Annotated in this window: 16 protein-coding genes; 8 read left to right on the top strand and 8 right to left on the bottom strand. The window is 44.9% G+C overall.

All coding sequences use genetic code 11. The features are described 5' to 3' along the window. The first annotated feature begins 4 nt into the window (after positions 1-4). The 7 genes from V513_RS00675 to V513_RS00645 all read left to right on the top strand — a co-directional run bounded on the left by V513_RS00675 (position 5) and on the right by V513_RS00645 (position 9,290). Entirely contained in the window at positions 5-1,015 is a 1,011-nt protein-coding gene (locus V513_RS00675; protein ID WP_099771250.1) for an ABC transporter permease, read from the top strand. Between the two features lie 316 nt (positions 1,016-1,331). Continuing rightward, positions 1,332-2,495 (top strand): Gfo/Idh/MocA family protein, encoded by a 1,164-nt coding sequence (locus tag V513_RS00670; protein WP_014731502.1) that lies wholly within the window; start codon positions 1,332-1,334, stop codon positions 2,493-2,495. A 15-nt stretch (positions 2,496-2,510) separates the two neighbouring features. Beyond that, complete coding sequence (locus tag V513_RS00665; RefSeq protein ID WP_014731501.1) at positions 2,511-3,503, top strand: sugar phosphate isomerase/epimerase family protein; 993 nt, start codon at positions 2,511-2,513, stop codon at positions 3,501-3,503. Positions 3,504-3,514: 11 nt separating this feature from the next. Continuing rightward, entirely contained in the window at positions 3,515-5,008 is a 1,494-nt protein-coding gene (locus V513_RS00660; protein ID WP_099771249.1) for a sugar ABC transporter ATP-binding protein, read from the top strand. Further along, positions 5,009-5,983 carry an ABC transporter permease gene (locus tag V513_RS00655; protein WP_014731499.1) on the top strand — a complete coding sequence of 325 codons (975 nt, stop codon included), beginning with the start codon at positions 5,009-5,011 and terminating at the stop codon, positions 5,981-5,983. It begins immediately after the preceding gene. Positions 5,984-6,019: 36 nt separating this feature from the next. Further along, positions 6,020-6,982, top strand: a complete 963-nt coding sequence (locus V513_RS00650) for an ABC transporter substrate-binding protein (RefSeq protein ID WP_099771248.1) — start codon at positions 6,020-6,022, stop codon at positions 6,980-6,982. 193 nt (positions 6,983-7,175) lie between these two features. Then, positions 7,176-9,290 (top strand): VIT domain-containing protein, encoded by a 2,115-nt coding sequence (locus V513_RS00645; protein ID WP_099771247.1) that lies wholly within the window; start codon positions 7,176-7,178, stop codon positions 9,288-9,290. Positions 9,291-9,436: 146 nt separating this feature from the next. Here V513_RS00645 and V513_RS00640 read toward each other — a convergent pair whose 3' ends face one another. Together V513_RS00640 and V513_RS13940 are read right to left on the bottom strand one after the other, a co-directional pair. Beyond that, positions 9,437-12,529 carry a S8 family peptidase gene (locus V513_RS00640; RefSeq protein ID WP_099771246.1) on the bottom strand — a complete coding sequence of 1,031 codons (3,093 nt, stop codon included), beginning with the start codon at positions 12,527-12,529 and terminating at the stop codon, positions 9,437-9,439. A 1,491-nt stretch (positions 12,530-14,020) separates the two neighbouring features. Next, on the bottom strand, positions 14,021-14,404 hold the full coding sequence (locus V513_RS13940) for a PfkB family carbohydrate kinase (protein WP_306556628.1): 384 nt from the start codon (positions 14,402-14,404) through the stop codon (positions 14,021-14,023). A 37-nt stretch (positions 14,405-14,441) separates the two neighbouring features. On the opposite strand from V513_RS13940, the gene V513_RS13935 reads away from it, so the two are divergent. Beyond that, positions 14,442-14,579 carry a hypothetical protein gene (locus tag V513_RS13935; protein ID WP_218962678.1) on the top strand — a complete coding sequence of 46 codons (138 nt, stop codon included), beginning with the start codon at positions 14,442-14,444 and terminating at the stop codon, positions 14,577-14,579. 44 nt (positions 14,580-14,623) lie between these two features. Here V513_RS13935 and V513_RS13930 read toward each other — a convergent pair whose 3' ends face one another. From V513_RS13930 to V513_RS00610, 6 genes are read right to left on the bottom strand one after another with little or no spacing between them, the layout of a single operon-like run. Beyond that, positions 14,624-14,827 (bottom strand): PfkB family carbohydrate kinase, encoded by a 204-nt coding sequence (locus tag V513_RS13930; RefSeq protein WP_218962677.1) that lies wholly within the window; start codon positions 14,825-14,827, stop codon positions 14,624-14,626. Then, entirely contained in the window at positions 14,779-14,910 is a 132-nt protein-coding gene (locus tag V513_RS14040; protein ID WP_257211842.1) for a hypothetical protein, read from the bottom strand. The genes V513_RS13930 and V513_RS14040 overlap by 49 nt, the downstream gene beginning before the upstream one ends. A gap of 56 nt (positions 14,911-14,966) precedes the next feature. Beyond that, complete coding sequence (locus V513_RS00625) at positions 14,967-15,845, bottom strand: D-ribose ABC transporter substrate-binding protein (RefSeq protein ID WP_014731494.1); 879 nt, start codon at positions 15,843-15,845, stop codon at positions 14,967-14,969. A 49-nt stretch (positions 15,846-15,894) separates the two neighbouring features. Next, positions 15,895-16,818: an ABC transporter permease gene (locus V513_RS00620; RefSeq protein WP_014731493.1), complete on the bottom strand. Its 924-nt coding sequence runs from the start codon at positions 16,816-16,818 to the stop codon at positions 15,895-15,897. Beyond that, positions 16,818-18,308: a sugar ABC transporter ATP-binding protein gene (locus V513_RS00615; protein ID WP_014731492.1), complete on the bottom strand. Its 1,491-nt coding sequence runs from the start codon at positions 18,306-18,308 to the stop codon at positions 16,818-16,820. Before V513_RS00615 ends, V513_RS00620 begins: the two co-directional genes overlap by 1 nt. Beyond that, complete coding sequence (locus V513_RS00610; RefSeq protein ID WP_014731491.1) at positions 18,301-19,281, bottom strand: LacI family DNA-binding transcriptional regulator; 981 nt, start codon at positions 19,279-19,281, stop codon at positions 18,301-18,303. Before V513_RS00610 ends, V513_RS00615 begins: the two co-directional genes overlap by 8 nt. Positions 19,282-19,422 lie beyond the last annotated feature (141 nt).

The following is a 19,422-nucleotide window of genomic DNA, read 5'->3' as shown; positions in this document are numbered from 1 at the left end:
GATCATGAGAATGAAGAGGATACTCAATGTTTTCAGAATAGACACCATCAACGGTGTTAGAGATAAGATGGTGATATACATACTCGTGGCCCCGATAATCTTCTCATTCTTTTTCAGAATCATAGCACCTGATTTTCAGAGTCTTTCTTTATCGTTCGTTACTCTGAAAGACCAGAAGGCCACTTTGGAAGCTCTTGAGAAGTTTGGTAGCGTCGAACCCGTCTCATCCGAAGCGGAAATGAAGGAAAGAGTCGGACGTTCTGATGACTCTGTGGCTATATACAAGAAAGGCGAATCATTTAATCTCTTTCTTCAGGGTAACGAATCGGAAGAAATAGAAGAGATTGCAAAGATCATCCTCACAGGACTTCAATCTGATACGATGAGGCATATCGATTTTAAAGAAAGCGATCAAGGAAGATTTGTCGCACCGGTAACAGTATTCGGATTCACTTTCGTTGTAATCATCTCCTTTGTTTTGGGAGGAATGGTAATAGGGTTTAATATCATCGAAGAAACAGAATCAGGAGCAATGAGAGCTCTCATGGTAACACCAATAAAAAAGAGCGAACTCATTCTCGGAAGAAGCATCCTTGGGATTATCATTCCTTTGATTCACGCATTTCTGGCCGTTCTGATTCTCGACTTGCCCACTATGGATTATCTGAAACTAATAATAGTTACTATTTTAAGCTCAATTATCGGTATTGTCGTCGGTTTTCTCATCGGAGTAATCTCGTCTTCACAGATGAGCGGGATTGCAAACATGAAGATAAGCGGCTGGTTACTCCTGATGCCTGTAATACTTGGCTTCATACTTCCCGAAAGACTACATTTCATATTCTTCTGGTCACCTACATACTGGTCATTTGTCGTACTCAAAGACATCGTAAATCGCAGCATTAACTGGTCAAGTTTCGCCATTCAGATTCTCTGGATATGTCTAACGACTGTCATATTATTCCTCTTGATGATGAGCAGAATCAAGAAGGGACTCCAGACTTACCTCAACTAAGGCGGGTAGCCCGCCTTAGTCTTAAACTGATAAATATTTTTATGGGGCAAAAAATTAAATCGATGCTGCCAGAATTCACTTGAACATCCTATAGGCGCTTCAGGAACGATCTGAGATGATTATTCTTCATCTAATGAAAACAGCAAAAGTCAATGCAGTTTCTCGCAAAATTCTTTCGTTTTTCACTCGTTCTTTTGGTCAGATGCAATGCAAGAATTAGGTCTGGTTTTAGCTATAATTTTAGAGAATAGGAGAAATTCCTTATCTTCTTAGTGTTTTGTTCGTAAGAAAACATCATATACGAGAGGTGAGAGAGATGATTGAAGGCAAGGAAGTCGCCTCTGCTGGTCAGCTAAGATATGGAATGGTAGGCGGCGGCGAGGGTTCGTTTATCGGTGACGTTCATAGAAAGGCAATAGCAATCGACGGCCTTGCAAAGCTTGTAGCCGGATGTTTTTCGATTTACTATGACGACACTGTAAGAACGGCCAAAAAGCTTGGAGTTTCTGATGATAGAGTATACAAGGACTACAAAGAAATGGCGAGAAAAGAATCTGAGCGAGAAGATGGAATTGACTTCGTAAGTATCTGTACTCCAAATGTCACTCACTTCCCAATTGCCAAGGAATTTCTTGAAGCAAATATAAACGTCGTTTGTGAAAAGCCTCTTGCAATCGACGAATCTGAAGCACAGGAACTTGCGGATTTGGCAAAAAAGAAGAATTTGCTTTTTGCCGTTGCATACGCTTATTCCGGTTATGCAATGGTAAAACACGCAAGGGAAATGATACAGAATGGAGCAATAGGTGAAATTCGGGTTGTCATGGGTGAGTACGCTCAGGACTGGCTAGCTACAAGACTGGAAGATACCGGCAACATGCAGGCAGCATGGAGAACGGATCCCTCACAGACCGGAAAATCGAACTGTGTCGGCGATATTGGAAGTCACATTGAAAATACAGTTTCCTACATCACGGGCCTCAAGCTCAAGTCGCTTTGTGCCAGTCTCGACTCGTTCGTCCCGGGCAGAACCCTGGATGATAACGCCGAAATCCTCGTTAGATTCAGCAATGGGGCACGGGGTGTCTTCTGGGCTTCCCAGGTTGCTGTTGGTCATGACAATGGCCTTAAAGTCAGAATATTCGGAAGCAAGGGATCAATAGAGTGGGAACAGGAAAATCCAAACTACCTGAAGATAGCATACGTTGGGGAACCGGTCCAGATTCTCTCAAGGGGTGGTGGATACATGCTGCCCAATGCTGCAAGCGTTTCTAGAATTCCGGCGGGACATCCAGAAGGATATTATGAAGCCTTTGCAAACATCTACCGGAATTTCGCAACAACTCTTATAAAGAAGAAGAGTGGAGAAGACATGTCTGGAGCCGATTTCCCAACAGTCGAAGACGGCTTGGCAGGAGTGAGGTTTATCGGAAAGGCAGTTGAAAGCTCTCAGAAGGGGAGTATCTGGGTAGACATCTAGTCAGGAGGTTATGATATGGGAAATAGACCAGTCACATTGTTTACGGGGCAGTGGGCCGACCTCACTTTTGAGGAAATCTGCAAGAAAGCCAGTTCGTGGGGATATGATGGCCTTGAGATTGCCTGTTGGGGAGATCACATGGATCTCGAAAAGGCCGCTAAAGATCCAAATTATGTCGAAAAAAGGAAGGAGATTCTCGAAAAGTACAATCTGAAATGCTGGGCCCTCGGTGCCCATCTTATGGGGCAGTGTGTGGGAGATCTTTATGACGTAAGGCTTGATGGATTTGCTCCTGCCAGCTGTAAAGGTAATCCCGAAAAGATTCGAGCATGGGGAATAGAGCAGATGATGTACGCTCCTACAGCTGCAAAGAACATGGGCTGTTATACTGTAACAGGCTTCACAGGCTCTCCTGTATGGAAGTTCTGGTACTCGTTCCCCCAAACAACGGAGAAGATGGTTGAGGACGCCTATCGGGAAATCGTTGATCTCTGGACACCTATTTTTGAGAAGTTCGATGCTGAAGGCATTACATTCTCACTTGAAGTTCATCCCACCGAAATCGCCTTTGATTATTACACCGCAAAGAGGCTGTTAGAGGTATTCAATTACAGAAAGACGCTTGGATTCAATTTCGATCCAAGCCATCTCATCTGGCAGGGAGTAAAACCCCACCTCTTCGTAAGAGATTTCGCAGAAAGGATCTATCATGTACACATGAAGGATGCAGCAGTTACATTGGACGGAAGGGCAGGGATACTTGGATCAATGATGACCTTTGGTGACACTAGACGGGGATGGAACTTCAGGTCTCTCGGTCACGGCCACGTCAATTTTGAAGAAATCATCAGAGAGCTAAATAACATCGGTTACAGCGGTCCCCTCTCGGTGGAATGGGAAGACAGTGGAATGGAAAGAGAATTCGGTGCCAAGGAAGCTGCCGAGTTTGTCAGGAAAGTTGATTTCGAGCCTTCAAACATCGCTTTCGACGATGCAATGAAAAGCTGAGGAGTGAACTAATGGGTGAGGTCCTGATAGAGACCAAAGGGATTTCAAAGGAATTCTCAGGGGTTAGGGTTCTCGATAACATAGACATAGGAATAGAGAGGGGCGAGATTTTCGGGATCATAGGTGAAAATGGAGCCGGAAAGTCGACTCTCGTTAAGATCCTAAGCGGAATCTACACACCTACCGAAGGAAAGATCTTTTTCGAAGGCAAGGAAGTGGAAATCAAGGACCCTTTGCACGCGAAAATGATAGGAATCTCTATTATCCCTCAGGAATTCAACTTGATCAATGAGCTCAGTGTCTATGAGAACATCTTCCTAGGAAGTGAGATTACACGCAAGGGGTTCCTCAACACAAGAGAGATGAAGAGGCGAACCATTTCTCTTCTGGAGGAGTTGAAGAAATCAATCGATCCCGAAGAGAAGATTGAGAGGTTGAGCGTGGCCCAAAAGCAAATGGTTGAAATTGCGAAGGCCATAGCTTACGATTCAAAACTCCTGATAATGGACGAACCGACGACTGTTCTTACTCTCAATGAAATTGAAATCCTCTTTGACCTCATGAGCAGTCTAAAGGAAAGAGGGGTTACCATCATCTACATCTCTCACAAACTGAAAGAAGTCAGAAAAATCTGTGATAGAGTGATGGTTCTAAGAGACGGCCAAACGATCAGTGTAAGTCAGACTGGTGAGGTTGATGAAGAAGAAATGGCAAAGAGAATGGTAGGACGCGAGCTGAGCCAGATCTTTCCAGATAAAGTTTCACCATCTGACGAAGTTGTATTCGAAGTCGAGAACCTGACAATTAATGGTCTTCTAGAAAACATTTCCTTCGGACTTCGTGAAGGGGAAATTCTTGGCTTTGCCGGTCTAGTGGGTGCGGGAAGAACTGAACTAGCCGAAGCTATAATTGGTATCAGAAAGAGAGATTCAGGCAAGATCAGTATCAAAGGCAAACCGGTGGAAATCAAGTCACCCAACGATGCTGTGAAGAACAAGATTGCTTACCTTTCGGAAGATCGTCAGGGGAGTGGAATATTAACATCCTTTGATTTGATAAAGAATACAACGCTTATTTCGCTTCCGGCTTATTCTAAAATACTCATTAACAGTAAGAAAGAGCGGGAAAAGACGAAGAAGTATGTCGACAAATTCAATATCAGAGCAGCATCTCTCAAGACAAGACTGGAGTTTTTCAGTGGTGGAAACCAGCAGAAAGTCTCCCTCGCAAAATCCCTTGACCCGGAGCCCGAGATTTTCATTTTCGACGAACCCACCAGAGGAATAGATGTGAACGCTAAGAGAGAAATATACAGATTCATGAACGAACTGGTAAATGAGGGTGTGTCCTGTATTCTCATTTCCTCCGAACTTGAAGAGATAATAGGAATGTGCAACAGAGTCGTCGTGATGAAAGAGGGAAGAATTACGGGAATCCTTGAAGGTGAACATATCAACGAGGAAGAGATCATGCTTCATGCCACGGGACTCAAGGGGGTTGCTTGAATGGCAGGTGAAAATGTAAAGAGACGCTTCGAATATGAAAGATTCGGCCCGTTAATAGCCCTTGCGATACTTTTTGTAATATCCGCTATTGCCAGCCCGTACTTTCTTCAGACTCAAAACCTTTTGAATATCCTGAGACAGGTTTCCTATACAGGGATCATAGCTCTAGGAATGACTTTTGTGATTATTTCGGGAGGGATCGACCTTTCGGTTGGATCTATGGTCGCTCTTGTTGGTGGAGTTGTGATTCTTGCGCTCAACTGGCTTCTGACCGTATTTGGCGAGGGTGGAGAAGCATGGGCTATACTGTTCGCGCTGATAATTGGTTTGCTTTTTGGTGCAGGATTGGGCGCGTTGAACGGACTGATGGTAACAATTGGAAAGATCGCTCCCTTCATTGCAACACTCGGTACTATGGCCATTTTCAGATCAATGGCGCTGTATATAGGAAGCGCCGGCGTTTTTAGATCTGAAAGCAATCTCTTTCCCGATCTGGGAATGGGTAATGTCCTGGGCATTCCAAATCCTGTAGTTGTATTCATAAGTCTTGCGGTGATTTTTGCCATTATCCTCAATAAGACTCGTTATGGAAGATACCTTTGCGCCGTCGGCTCCAATCCAAAAGTTGCCAAGTATTCTGCCATCAAAGTGAACCTCACAAGGTTCATTTCATACGTTGCAGTAGGTATTACCGTTGGATTCTCCGCCGTCTTTCTCTCTGCGAGATTGAATTCAATGAGTTCCACGAATGGCGGCTTGAACTATGAACTTGATGCCATAGCCGCAGTCATCATCGGTGGAACGCCAATGACAGGTGGAGCGGGTTCGATATTCGGAACTGTTATCGGTGCCATCACACTCGGCATAATAAACAATATGCTTAATATGCTGGGGGTATCGCCATATCTTCAGGGTACAGTCAAAGGTGTGGTAATTATCGGTGCGGTACTAATACAGAGAAAGAGATCTCAATAACCCCAAGGGGGTCAAAGGAAACAGGAGGTGTTTCTTGTGAAAAAGGCATTTGTTCTTACAATCCTCGTAGTGTTCATTCTCTCGGCTTTTGCGATGGCTGCCGAGAAGATCAAGATTGGTGTTGCCATTCCAAGTGCGGACCATGGTTGGACAGGTGGAATCGTATGGTGGGCACAAAGAGCCATAAAGGACTGGAGTGAGAAGGATCCCGACATTGAGTTCTTCCTGGTGACGGCCGACTCACCTGCAAAACAGGTTGGAGACGTTGAAGACCTCATGGTAAAGGGCATCGACGCTCTGGTTATTCTTGCTCACGATTCGGAACCACTCACACCTGTTGTCGAGAAGGCCTATAACAGTGGTGTTTTTATCGTGTCAGTCGACAGAGGTTTGACGAAACCCGTTGAGAATGTCTACGTAGCCGGTGACAACCCGGGCCTTGGAAGAGTATCTGGCGAGTGGCTGGCTGAGGCTCTCAATTACAAAGGCGACATAGTTGTTCTGGAAGGCATCCCTTGCGTTATTAATAGCGAAAGAGTAGACGCATTCAACGAAGTAATGGCGAAGTATCCGGACATAAGAATTCTGGATTCACAGCCAGCTTACTGGGATACTGCACGTGGATTAGAGATCATGGAGAACTACCTTCAAAAGTATCCGAAAATCGACGCTGTTTGGGCACAGGACGATGATGTTCTTGTTGGAGTCCTTCAGGCATACAAGGAATCTGGAAGAAATGACATCAAGCTATTTCTCGGCGGCGCCGGATCGAAACAAATGATAAAGAAGATCATCGACAATGATCCTCTAGTGAAGGCAGACGTTACATACCCCCCATCAATGATAGCGACAGGAATTTCTATGGCGGTATTCGCAATGAGAGGCCAGCCTTTAGAGGGGTTCTATCAGCAGCAGATCCCATCAAAAATAATCCTCGCTGCAGAGCTGATTACTGCTGAAAACGCCGAGCTTTACTACGAACCTGATTCAATATTCTAAGTTTTCACTTCACGAATCTAGACGCCCGGAGACCAAGGTCTCCGGGTTTTTCGACTACAAAGCCTTACTAACTATCCAGAGTAATTAGAAAGGGAGTTTTTCTCCTCCCCGTATCTCTTCTAAAAAATCGACTGCATAAACCTTCAGGCTCTTTGAGATGTCATAAGTACTAGACAAAAGAGGGGGCGATGTAATGAAGAGACTTGGAATGATTTTGCTTTTTGTTCTGGCAGTCACTTCAGCGTTTTCAAACGGTGTAGTAATCCCGCAGTTTCCTTTGGAACAGGATTCAGGGGGATTCGTGATGAATACCCACAACGTTCATATAACAGTCGAAGATGGAATTGCGACGGTAATAATTGAGGAGGAATTTGAGAACACATCAACCAGATTGCTGGAAGCTGTTTATCTGTTCCCAATTCCCTCTTCAGCTGTAATAAGTGATTTCACAATGAAGATCGGAGATCAGATTCTGAAGGGTGAAGTACTTCCAGCAGATGAAGCGAGGGAGATATACCAAGAGATAGTGGCGAAAATGAAGGACCCGGCATTGCTGGAGTACGTTGGGACTCAGCTTATCAGGATGAGTATCTATCCCTTTGAACCGAGCGAAAGAAGGCAATTCTTTATTGAATACAGCCAGCCACTGGAAATATCTTCCAATTCATACTCGATGATTTATCCTCTGAAGATCGACAGTTTTCTTTCGGCTCCCATAGGCTCAGTGAGTGTTAGAATTTCGGTTCCTCTTCAGATCGCCGAGGTTTATTCGCCGACCCATCCATTCGTGGAAACAACAGGAGTCAGCGGCAGGGAGTACGTCTTCATAGGAAATGATCTGATTCCCAATTCAGACGTCGCTCTGGTTCTCACTTCATCCGAAGATGAGATACCTTCCTCTCTGGCAACCCATTGGGATGAATCAACAAATGAAGGATATTTTCTCTTAACACTTATCCCTAGAATTAAGGAGGAAATCGTTATCCCCAAAGATGTCGTCTTCGTTCTCGATATTTCCGGTTCGATGTACGGAGAGAAGATTGAACAGGCTAAGCGCGCTTTAGAACAAGTACTTCAGATGCTAAGACCGGGGGACCGCTTTGCACTTGTTACCTTCGATGGAAGAGTGCACAACCTTACTGGAAGTCTTCTCGATGCTTCAGAAAAGGCTGAGTGGATAGAAAAGGTCAGAAGGATTCAGGCAGATGGAATGACAAATATCTACGACGCACTTCAAACAAGCATAGATATGTTCAGCAAATATGATACTGGTAGATTCAAGGCACTTCTCTTCCTGACTGACGGAGAGCCGACAGAAGGAATAACCGATATTGGAAGGATCATTAGCGATGCAACTCCCGAGGCAAGAGCCAGAAATGTTCATCTCTTCTCTTTTGGAGTAGGCACCGGGGTTGTTGCCGAACTGCTGGACCGACTTGTCCAGGAAAATGCCGGAAGAGTAAGTTATATTGTTGAAGGAGAAAGCATTGAAGCAAAAGTCACCGATCTTTACAGATCCATAGAGACACCTGCTCTGGAAAACGTGACTGTTTCCATAGAAAACCTCGATGTAAGGAAGACTCTTCCTGAAGGTCCATACTCTCTCTTTTCAGGGCAAGCTTTGAGGATATCGGGAATCTACTTTGATGAGGGAGATATGAGAGTGACAGTTGAAGGTACCAGAGGCGGTGAAAAGTACAGATATGAGTATCTCTTCAAAACTTCCAAGAGATCTGACAGCCCATTTATCGAGAGAATCTGGGCTCAGAAGAGAATTGCTCATCTTGCAAATCTTTACCGATATGATCCTTCCCTCACTGAAGCAGAGAAAGATGAGTTGAAGCTTGAAATTATCGCTCTCTCAAAAAAGTTCAACATCATAAACGAGTTTACTTCGTACCTGATCGCACCTGAAAGAGTTCAAACATACACGGCAGGAGACAGAGGAGGCCTGGGCGCTGCACCTCCTGCAGATTCGGTCATGGCAGCGAAATCCGTTGCGGAGATGGAGCAGGACCAGTTCGTTGAAGGTGGCTCTTCTGATTACACATTCGTTGATGGAATAGGCTTCACTCTTGAAGAAGGGGTGTGGATCCAGGACGATGAAGAGGTAAACACTCTTGAATCGTTAGGTTTGGCTGCATACAGTGAAGCATACTTCGAGCTTGCCAACAGAAGCGACTGGGTGGCGAAAGTCTTTGCACTCGGTGATAGAATAAGGTTCATCTACGAAGGAGTTCTAATTGAAATCTCAGATGAAGGTATACAAACTCTGGATGAGCTGCTCGATGCTTTGAATAAGCAGTAATCTTCGTATAGAAATCCTCGTCGTGTACTGGAATATTTGCAAAAGAAAAGGAACGCGATTGCGTTCCTTTTCTCGTTCATTACAAACCTACCTTGCGTTGAAGAACGTCAGCCAAAGAAATACTAACTTCTTTCAGAAACGGCTTATCAATCTCCAACTATCGGAGCAAACTCAAAATCAACCCAGTTGTCGCCACCGGAAAGGGTCACTGTCTGGGCATTGTCAAGATCCGGAGTGCCTCCTGAATAGTTGAAATACCCGAGAAGATCTCCAGTGTCAATCGTTCCGCTTTCGTCCATATCCCTCCAGGCGAAGATCTTGACCTGAGTACTGCTTACGTCACTGAAATGGTAGGCACCTGAGTCAGATAGGTTAGTGCTGGCAATATTGGTGCCAGTTGACGGATTTCTCAAGAAGACTTTGAACTCCTGTGGCGAGGCAATCGAATCAAGCGCAGCTTCGGCATCTACAAGTCCCCACCCGTAATCGTCATCTCTTCCAGGAGATCCAAGATCTATGGCGGTGTTGTGCAGTACATTTCTAATGTCATCCGGATCAGTCAATCCAGCTCCCATTAGAAGAGCCACAAGGCCTGTGACATGTGGCGTAGCCATCGATGTTCCCTGCATGTACATGTAGGTGTTGCCCGAGGGAGTCCATCCGGTGCTGTATATTCCGTTTGGATCGGTGCCTGATCTCATATACCCTCCGGGTGCCACAACATCAAGCTCAGACCCATAACATGAGTAAGGAGATATCTTGATTGTACCTTCGTCTTCCCATATCGCTCCAACGGCAATAGTCTCTGGATAGCGAGCAGGATAAAGAATATTACCGTCTCCATTGTTGCCGGATGCTGCGACCATCACTACTCCATTTCTGGCCGCGTATTTCACAGCGTCGTGAACGGCAGGACTGTCTACCGCTCCTCCTAGACTCATGTTAATTATCTTCGCTCCATGATCGACTGCATAGATTAGGCTGTTCATAAGTGCGGCAGCGTCCTTTATTCCTCTGATGGGTATTAGTGTGATTCCCAGTCCTCCCCAGGTAACGCCGGAGACACCCAGTGCGTTATTCGTGAGCGCGGCGATCGTTCCAACAACGTGAGTTCCGTGGCTGTCCTCGGATTCGAGAGGTTCTGAGACATCTGTATTGCTGTCTATGAAGTTATACCCAGATTCAAAGATTCCGGAGAGATCGGGATGGCTAGTGCTGAATCCCGAGTCAATTACCGCTACTACAACGCTTCTAGATCCAACCGTGTAATCCCAAGCTTGAGGTAAATTTATGACAGGGTAGTTCCACTGAACGGGGTATGAGGGATCGTTCGGGGTGGTACTAAGTGCGTAGAATAGGCTGTTCTTCGACACCTGAACAACTCCCGGGAGTCTTTTCAATTCCTCATCGCTTGCTGTTGTTCTAACGTGCAGGTACTTCAATTCACCATAATAATTCTCTATTCTTTCTATTACATCGATCGACGCGATAGAGGCACTACTGAATGAAGACTCCACCTCTTTGAATGATTCCACCTTTAGAAGATATTCGTTTTCTATGAATTCAGGTCTGTCATACGTGGTTCTTATCTCAGTATTGGAGAGTATCTCTATCTTATTTAGGTCCGCAGTCTTTATGTTTCCCGTGTATGGAGTAACGGTTCCAAAGATATTCTTGGTCGTAGTCTCAGCATTGTAGTATGCAATCACATTCTTGGGAGAGTTGACATTAACAGCTATAGGGTTTGCATCTCCCATGTTTGCTCCGTTAATAACCCAGTGTGAAAAGGTGTAACCGGCTCTTACTGGAGCAGTGAAATTCTTCACGGTTGCAGCTACATGCCAACCTGCGCCGTCAATTGTTCCGCCTGCAGGGTTTGTTCCCGTTGTCACCTTGTACTCTACTTTCATCTCTGCGGTATAGGTCATATCTGAGTTCAAGGTAATTGTTCTTGGATTGTTAGTATTGGTATCGCTCCAGCGTACAAAGGTGAAACGAGTGTCTGTTCCCGTTACTTGACCAGATTTCTCCTTTTCCTGCGGAGAGACAACTTCTATTTCTGCTTCAGTACCACTGTTGAGAACTACCGTTTTTGGGGAGACATAAGCAATACCAACGATGATTATGTTTAGTCCGGTTTCCGGAGATGTAGTTACCGTTAATGTGTATTGTGTTTCTTGCTCGGCAAAGACAGCCGTGACATGATAGGGTTTGTCAACAACAATCTCAATAGGCCTTGCGCTTCCAAGGTTCTGACCATTTACATACCAGTAGCTGAAGTTGTACGGGCCCAAATCTCCGCTGAAATCGAACAGCCACACATTGCCTCTAGCCGTCCAGAAATTTGCCACTTCCGATACTTCTGATGGCGAAGAATCGACTGTCACCCTGTATTCTGCGTCCATATTTGCGGTATATGTTATATCTGTGTTTACTATCACGTTTCTAGTATGCGAGGTGTTTCCATCATTCCATTGATCAAATATGTATCTCGAATCTATTCCCGAAAGCCACGGGGATATGTCTTTCTCCTGAGGAGTAATTACTGCGATTTGCTTCGTTGTCCCACTGTTGACAATCATCCCTTTTGGAGAGGTGAATGACACACCGTCTATTTCAATGTCCAGCGCAAGATCTGGAGAGGTGGTAACAGTTAAATTGCAGGGGACCGGGTCAGTAGTGTAAACGGCGACAATATTCTTGGGCTCGTTAATTGTAACACCAATAGTGATCGATGAACCCGAGTTTGTACCGTTTACAAGCCAGTGACTGAAGGTATAACCGTCCATGACGAGAGCTGTCAGTGTCGCGTATGCATTCTTGTTATGCCAACCACCGCCCGTGACTACTGCACCCGCAGGGTTTGAAGAGGTTTCGACTTTGTACTGTACGCCCATTTGAGCGGTATACGTAACGTTGCTGTTCACGGTAACGTTTCGAGGATTCGTGTTGTTTGCATCATTCCACTGCTGGAATGTGTACTTCGTATCGTCACCCCCAACGAATGCCGAAGTATCCCTTTCCTGAGGACTCGTTATTTGAACCTCGACATTTGTCCCCTCCTGATATTTCTGACTAAAGGGAGTCACTTTGTTTACCAAATCGACGATAATCTGAATTCCTGCGTCCGGCAAGGTCGTAATAGTAAGCGTGAAGCTTTTAGGGCCATTCGGACAGCCAGTCAACATGAGTATCAGAAAGACCGTTAGCGATGCAAAAAGCAGTAACTTTCTCTTCATTGTTTCTCCTCCTCTCAAAGTAGCAAAAGAATTTGGAAATGACAGAAGTCTGGCGCGGATTAATGGAAATGAGCAGGCAGATCAATGAAGACAGAAGAAATGGCAATATCCTGCGCCAATGCTGTGTATACATAGAAGAATAGTAGCATTTCCGGTGCCGTAAATAAACTCTTTTCTCTTCTTTTACTAGGAGTAGATTGGTAGGAGCGACAAAAAATGCGGCCTTCATGGCCGCTTCTGCTTTGTAAAACTTACTGCTTAGTCTTCACTGGAATATATCTGTCGAATTCCGAATCGTCGTTGCCGGTGTATCGCTCGTCGTACAATTCGGACTCGTTAGATCCAATCGGTTCATATTAAGAGTTATGGAACCATGTGACGTAGATATACTCGTAGGTCTCAACTGAAGATGGCCACAAGAATTGGATCATCCTGGTTATTCTGCCTATCTGATTTTCAATGACCTTCACCGATTCATTCTCGAGAAGACTAAGTCGGAAACAAAGGTTATAAAGTCTTCGAAACAATTCATAGAGCAATCTCCACGCTCAGGTCTTTACTCCTCGAACAGGTCAAAATCGACTTCCGTCTTCTCCATTCCAGTATCCGCTCTCCTTCTCTTGCTCCTTTCTATTAGTTGTTACGCACACGCACTTCGTGAGTAAGAGATAAAGAATCCTACAACAATCGTGAGGTAATTCCAAGAACCCCATTTTTTGTGCGCCTTATTCACAAGTCACCTATGACCTGAGTTCCACGAGAATATGCAGTAGAGTATTTCTCATCGGTTAGTAGCCTCACTATCGATGCCAGTTCGATCTTTATTACCGCATAGGCGTTTGAAGTCTGCTCTCTCCAATGCTGTCGTCTATAGCGATCGAGACTATGATGCTGTCCCCAGAAGACAAGGCTTTGAAGGGTCTATCTTTGGGAACTCCAAAACCCGCCATATATTCAAAATCATCGCCAGAACGGCCGATGATAATCTCTTCCTTAACTATGCTTGCCCCAGATATATAAGAATTGTGAAAGACGAGATGACCTAGAAAATATGAAAGAAATTCATTGTCTTCGTCTTCATTTCCACCTCCACCGCTTCTTTCATTCTATCCCAATAAAAGAGACGTAGAAAACTGTTCTTACGTTGTCCTTCGCGATAATTTTCACGAAAATGGAAAGTTGCTTCTCCAAATTGGAGTACCGATTTTCAATCATAATTGCTGTTACAGTAGACAGAAACTGTGCACCCATAAGCTCTATAAGAACGCGACATGAATTCAGCTCTCAAAAGAGTACTTCGAGCAATAAAACTTAGATTCATATCTTTCTAATACTTACAAGGTATCTCCACACTAAATTAGTATCAGTCAAAATAAGGAAACAGCCTGAGCCTACTTTCGCAGAGAGTTACACGGAGGAGAAGTTTCTCAAATTAGATCAGTTTCATAAGCAATGTAGTTTTTTGAAAGGCACCCAGTAACTCTCGAAATCTCATTCGCCAAGGAGACTTTCAATCTCTTCATTTCGAGGAACCGACTTCTGGGCTCCCCTTCTGGTAACCGATAATGCTGCGGCTGCACAGGCATACCTGAGAGAATCGTGAAGATCGAGTTTTCTGTCCAGCGAGCAGGCAAAAGCCCCACTGAAGACATCGCCAGCTGCGGTTGAATCTATGACTCTTACTTTGAAGGCCAGGACTACCAAACTCTTCGATCTTCCAGAGAAGAAAACCCCTTTATTTCCTCTCCTCAGAAGCACATCCTCACATCCCATCTTGTGAAGCTTTGCAGTAGCGTCTTCAATGCCGAGATTGTATCCAGCAAGCTCAGCCATTTCCATTTCGTTTGGGGTTATGATGCTTACGTATCGTAGAATTGACTTGTCGATATTACTTGATGGTGCAGGATCAAAAATGACCGTCTTTCAGGCTTCGCTGAAGAGTTTCGCTGCAAAGAGAGTCTGTTCGAACGGGATTTCGTTCTTAAGAAGAAGAATGTCGGCTTTTAGCAGCCTTTCTCTTGAATCGGCGATGATCTCCGGAGACAGATGAGAGTTTGCACCTGGGTATACTATTATCCTGTTCTCTCGTGATCTTTAAACCTCTATCAGGGCGGCTCCGTTTGGAGAATCGACATATCTTATTCCACTACCAAGATCAATGGCTTCCAGTTCTCTTTTCATCATCTGGGCATTTCCATCGTTTCCCAGACAGGTAAGGAAGAAGACCTCTCTACCAAGTAGTCTTGATGTTACTGCCTGATTAGCACCCTTGCCTCCTGTACAGTAAGACAGCTCCATCCCTTCTGAGTCTGACCCGGTAAAGCGAAGTCATCTACGTTTATTCCCATATCGACATTGCTGCTTTCTATAACTGCTATCATAAGAGCCTCTAAAAGAGCCGGAGGGAGATCCCCGTCCCCCCGGCCTCCTCGTCTTATTACTTCGACGTTACTAACTGTAGATCTACAGGAATGTAAATCGTACCGATAGTCAGATACTCGAACGCTTTGACGACAGCCAGCTGACCCATCAAAAATGGTTGCTGGGCAACAGTAGCCGCCATTTCACCGGCATTTACCGCTGCAACAGCATCGTCAATGGCATCAAAGCCTACGACTTTGATCTTATCTAGAAGACCGGCTGCTTTTATGGCTTCGATTGCTCCAAGAGCCATCTCGTCATTGTGAGCAAAAACAGCATCGATATTGGGATTCGCCTGAAGGATGTTCTCCATTACCACAAGTCCTTCGGCTCTGTTGAAGTTTGCAACCTGTTTCGCAACTATCTTGATGTCCGGGTATTTGGAAATAGCTGCACCAAAGCCCTCTCCGCGATCTCGCGCAGCCGATGTTCCAACGATTCCTTCAAGTTCAACTACGTTACCCTTTCCACCGAGAAGCATTGCGACGTACTCACCGGCCATCATACCGCCTGCAACATTGTCGGAAGCAATATGCGCAATCACCATTCCGCCACTGGCTCCTCTGTCAACTGTTATCACAGGTATTCCAGCCTTATTAGCTTCCTCCACAGCAGTGACAATCGCGTCGCTGTCGGTCGGGTTAATAACTATTAGATCCAATTTCTGCTGCACAAAGTCTTCGATATCACCTAACTGCTTGGCAGGGTTGTCTCGGCCATCAGCCACGATTACTTCTACTCCTAGACCAGCCGCTGCCTGAAGGGCTCCGTCCCTAAGCGTTACAAAGAACGGATTATTGAGAGTGGATAGAGAGAGTCCAATTCTGTAGGTTGCTCCGAAAAGGAACGCCGATGCTGCTACCAGAAAAACGGTAATTACAAGTAGTTTCTTCATTTCAGTACCTCCTTATCAAAAATTGGCCTTGAAGGCCTAAAACAAATACCTAATCATTGTTTCTTTCCGCCATGACTGCCAGGAGTATTACGGCTCCTTTTACTGCCTGTTGGTAGAATGGTGAGATAATAACAAGATTCATACCGTTGTTTATTATTCCAAGGACCATAACACCGAAAATTGTTCCTATTATCGATCCCTTTCCACCGGAGAGGCTTGTCCCTCCTAGAACCACCGCGGCAATGGCATCCAATTCATAACCCTCTCCAAATATTGGCTGGGCACTATTGAGTCTAGCAGTCAAAATGAGTGCGCTCAGCGCGGCAAGAAGACCGCTTATTGTATAAATAACTATCTTGTATCTATCTACTTTGACACCGCTTAGTCTCGTTGCCTCTTCGTTTCCACCTATTGAGTAAGTGTAGAGACCCAGCTTCGTATTAAAGAGAAGATACCAGGCGAAAACAAACACTCCGAGCATTATTAAAACAGGCACGGGAATTCCGAAGATCTCTCCACGCCCGATTTCCCTGAAACTTGCTGGAAAACCAGTTACCGGTCTTCCCTGAGTGAATGCCTGCGTAAAGCTCCTGGCGATAGCCATAGTGGCAAGAGTTACTATGAAAGGCTGAAGCTTCATCTTGGCAATGATTACGCCGTTGAAGGCGCCCATAAGAGCACCTATTCCGAGTGCCGCTAGGATTCCAAGAAAAGTAGAAGTGCTCTTTATAACGCTTGCACCGACTACTGCCGAGAAAGCGAATATCGAACCTACTGAAAGGTCTATGCCTCCAGAGATTATTACGAAGGTCATTCCGAATGCGATTATTCCGTTAATAGATACCTGCCTAAGAACATTCATGAAATTTGAAACGGTAAAAAATCTATCGCTTAGAAAGCTAAACACAAGAACGATTCCAACAAAGCCAACAACGATTGGAAATCTTCTTAAAAGACTGAGGGTCTTCTTCATCATTGTTCCCCCATTGCCGCAGAAATTATGTTCTGCTGATTAATATCCTTTCTTTCAAATATGGCTACCTGGCGACCACGGTGCATCACAAGTACTCGATCGCTCATGCTCGTTACTTCTGGCAGCTCAGAAGATATCATGATTATCCCCTTACCCTGATTTGCCAGTTCGTTCATTAGCCGGTAGACCTCAACTTTTGCTCCAACGTCAATTCCCCTGGTGGGCTCGACGAAGACTACTATTTCAGGCGATTTTGTAAGCCCCTTTGCAAGAACTACTTTCTGCTGATTTCCACCTGACAGGTTGTTAACTCTTTCATCTGAAGAAGGTGTCTTTATAGCCAGTCTATTTATCATCTTTTCGGCAAGTTTCCTGCTCGCTCTCCAGCTAATATTGCCCAGTTTGCTTACGAGTTCTGTATTTGGTAGAACAATGTTCTTTGTAATACTCAAAGATGTCACCAACCCCTGTGTCTTCCGATCCTCAGGTATGAGAATTACTCCTCTAGACAATGCTTGGTCAGGCCTAATTGGAAATGGGAATGATTTGCCGCAAAGCTCGGCCTTATTCGCAGTTGCCTTTATGCCACCGTATATGGCTAGAGCAATCGCGCCCTTGCCAGAGCCCACAAGACCCGCTATTCCGAGGATCTCACCTCTTTTCACTTCGAAAGAGACATTTTCGAAGTGACCTGGTGCTGAAAGACCATCAACCGCGAAGACGGTTTCTTCCGTTACGAAGTTCTCTTTCGGGAACATATCGTCGATTCTTCTTCCTACCATATCCTTTATCAAACGGTCGCCAGTGTAGTCTCCAATAGGAGCGGAAGATATTAATGATCCATCTCTCAATATCGTGACCCTGTCGGCTATTTCGAAAACCTCTTCAAGTTTATGAGAAACAAAAACTATCGACACACCTTTTTCTTTAAGTTCCCTCATGAGCTTGAACAGTATCGATGTCTCATGCTCGGTTATCGTTGCAGTAGGTTCATCCATTACGATTATCTTTGCATCGGAGGCCATAGCTCTAGCGATCTCGACAAGCTGTCTTTCCGAGACATTAAGCTTCCTAACTATCGCGCCTGCCCGTACTGGAAAGTTGAGCGAGCTCAGAAGCTTTTCGGCCCTTCTTCTGAGGCCTCTACGATTAAGATTCCACCATGAGCTCATCTCTCTTCCCAAATATATGTTCTCGGCAACTGTGAGATCTTCACTAAGATTCAATTCCTGGTAGATTACCGCTATTCCACGCTCTATAGAATCTGAGGGTCCCTCAATACGAACTTCATTACCTTCGAGAATTATCTTCCCCTCATTTTGCCTGTAAACACCACTCAATATCTTCATGAGAGTCGACTTGCCAGCGCCGTTTTCGCCTATCAGAGCAAGAATCTCTCCTCGCTTTAGATCGAAACTGACGTTATCCAGCGCCTTTACTCCGGGAAAGCTCTTGGAGATACCCTCCATCTTGAGAATGAAATCATCCATTGCTGCTCCCCCTGATTTGAAGTGAAGTCTTCAGAAGAATCTTGTGGTTTGTTTTCTGACCGCTAATCTTTCTCAGAAGTATCTCACCGGAAACCCTACCCATAGCGTATCCATCTTGACGAACGGTAGTCAATTTAGGATTGGTCATACTTGAGAAGAGTATGTCATCGAATCCTGTAACCGATACTCTTCCAGGTACATCGTATTTCATCTCAGTCAGCTCCATTATAGCTCCGAATGCTATCATATCGTTACCGCATACTATAGCATCGGGTATTCTCTTGAGTTTTCTTAGCATATCTCTACCGCTTTCAAAGGTATAGTCTCCGAAATGTATCTCGAAACTCCTATTCTCTTCTGAGATAACATCTTCAAATGCCCTAAGCCTTTCTCTTGAGGAAAATGTGTTCGCGGGACCATTTAGAAACGCAAAGCTTTTGTGACCCCCTCTAATTAGATAATTCATCATCTTTTTCATCCCATCGTAATTGTCTGAAAAAACATAAGAGACTTCATCCCAATCTTGATAATTGTCGATAATCACAATGGGCAGATTTGACGAAATCGACCTAACAAACTCAGGAAGCTCTCCGAGGATTATTGCACCAATTCCCTCAATATTCCGAGAATACAGAGCCTTAAGAAGCTCCTCCTCTTTCAGAGAATCGCCAGATGAACTGGCAAGAAAAATGAAGTATCCCTTCTCGCGCAGATAATCTTCAGCTCCCTTTACTATTTCCGAGAAAAAGGGATTCACTATATCGGGGATAAGGAAACCTATCATACCGCTACTGCCGATTCTGAGGCCTCTGGCAAGCCTATTGGGAACATAACCAAGCTCCCGAGAGGCTCTAATGACTTTTTCTTCGAGCTCGGGCCTTACATATAGGCTCTTGTTAAGTACTCTGGAGACTGTGGCCGTCGAAACCCCGGCCCTTTCTGCTACTTCACGTATACTGATCTTTGTCTTCAACGATATTAAAGATCCTCCTGTAAACGTTTGCGTAAACGATTACACACCAATATAAACACTCCCGTATTGTAATAGCCAAATCCCATCGAATCTAATCCTGTCCGCTCAGCGAAAACACAAGGCGATTATCGGTGAATTACT

It is taken from the genome of Mesotoga sp. H07.pep.5.3 (genome assembly GCF_002752615.1).
GTDB lineage: Bacteria > Thermotogota > Thermotogae > Petrotogales > Kosmotogaceae > Mesotoga > Mesotoga prima.
This window is presented reverse-complemented; position numbering and strand designations above follow the sequence as displayed.